Source organism: Mycoplasma sp. 4013, from assembly GCF_054353875.1.
In genome coordinates this window covers 1-1902 of sequence record NZ_JBTHHK010000020.1, presented here as the reverse complement: position 1 = coordinate 1902, position 1902 = coordinate 1, and the positions used below count along the sequence as shown (strand labels likewise).

Genomic DNA, 1902 nt, shown 5'->3' with positions numbered 1-1902 from the left:
TTATTTAAATAATGAAGATATTGATGAATTCTTTAAGACTAAAAATTTGTTAATGTATGAAACAGGAAATAAAAATTCTGGATTTTCTCAATATAACTTAGTCCCAGATTATAAAAGAGAAGATACAATGCATCATTTATATTTTTGACTGATAAATTTAGAGCAATTAGGTGTTAAATACAAAGCTGAAGAAAGTTCACAAAAAACCCGTATAACTATGAATGTAAAATATATTAATAAATCTAAGGCTATCACTGTTAATAAGAATCCAAGCGATCAGCAAGTAAGGGATCTTTTTGAATATTTATGAAACGAAATAAGTTTAGCAACTTCAGATGTCTAATAATTTAACATAAAGCATACATACAAGAAAGTATAAAACCAGCAGTTTTTAACTTTGAATCGTCATAGCAAATTGCTGTGGCAATTTTTAATTTAAATTTGTTTGCGTTTTTTATTCATTATATCGTTTCACTTTACTCTTGAGAATACTTAATAGTTTTTCATAAGTTGTTTTTGAATAACCTCTACAATCTCAACATTCAGATTTTAAGTTTGAAAATAAGTAATCTATTTCTCTGTTGTCTAAATAAAAATTTTTAATTTATTTATCTTAGTTATTTCGAAACTGCTTTTTCATATTTTTTACATATTTTCAAAATTTTTTACTATATTTTAAATTATTTTTTTAATTTCTCCTTTTTTATGTAAAATAAAAAAAGTAAGAAATTGAAAAGAAATTTATTTCTTACAAAAAAACACAAAAAGGAGTAAATATGAAAAAGCAAATTAAAAAAATATTTTTATTTAGTAGTATTTTAACTACATCAGTTGCTAGTATAGTAACATTAACAGCTACAAATGTGTTAAAAAATCAAGAAAAACCTTGATATTTAGGATATCAAAGCAATAAATTAGAAGTTCGTATAAACAAAAACGGACAACTATTTAATTCTGTGAGGAATGTTCCTGTAAACAATAATTATGAATTAAAACTTTTATTAAATTATGAAGCAAACAATTCAGTTATGGATGAAAACTTAACCGTCCAAAAAAATAATAAATTCATAGAAAACATTAAAAAATCAAATTTATATTTCAAAGGCTATCAAACAAGCTCGATGATGCCGATAGTTTGATTCTATTTTGATAACGAAAATCAAAGAAAAGAATTTGTCAAAAATATTATAGAAAAAAAAGAAATTTATAAGGGTATTTTATTTCCAAATGAAATACAAAATCTACAATTTTCTACCAACAGTTCAGATAAAGAAGAAGAAATTGATTGAGATGTTTATTATAATCGTGATATTATAATAGATAATTCAAAAGACTTAGATATAGTAAACTTTAAAAAACAAATACAAAGAGAAAATAGCAGATATCGAAATAAAAAAGGAAATGTTGGTGTTATAGAAGTAAAAGGAAAAATCGATACAACAAAATTACAAAACTTTCAAAGGTATGGTGTTGAATTACAAGATATTGATAAAAAGATTAAACTAAGTCATCATGCAAACGAAGTTTCAAATATCGCAGCAGGTGAAAAAGGATATGATAGATATTCAAAACTTTATTTTTCAGCATTTATTGATAATTATGAATGACAAAGTGCTATTGAATGAATGGTTAAAGAAAAAGGAGTAAGAGTTATAAACCATAGTTATGGTATGAAATATGATAATTGATGAACCACATATGATGAAAATAATTTATTTTTAGATTATATTTCTAGAAAATATGGAGTTGTTAATATCTTTTCATCCGGAAATGGAAATGATCAAAAAGAAAAAGAAAACGAATGGGTAGATGGGTATGCACTTTCACCTAATAACTTAATAGTAGGGGCACTTGATTTTAACGAATTCACACAAAAACCTACTGAATCAATAGCAGAATATT

Annotated in this window: 2 protein-coding genes; both read left to right on the top strand. The window is 24.1% G+C overall.

Annotation, left to right across the window (positions count from 1 at the left end; translation table 4 throughout):
- Window positions 1-343 (top strand): hypothetical protein (locus ACXYRO_RS04155; RefSeq protein ID WP_458598196.1); only part of this gene is annotated, 343 nt, incomplete at its 5' end.
- 433 nt (window positions 344-776) lie between these two features.
- Window positions 777-1902, top strand: a 1126-nt coding sequence (locus ACXYRO_RS04150) for a S8 family serine peptidase (protein WP_458598198.1), incomplete at its 3' end; no start/stop codon positions are given.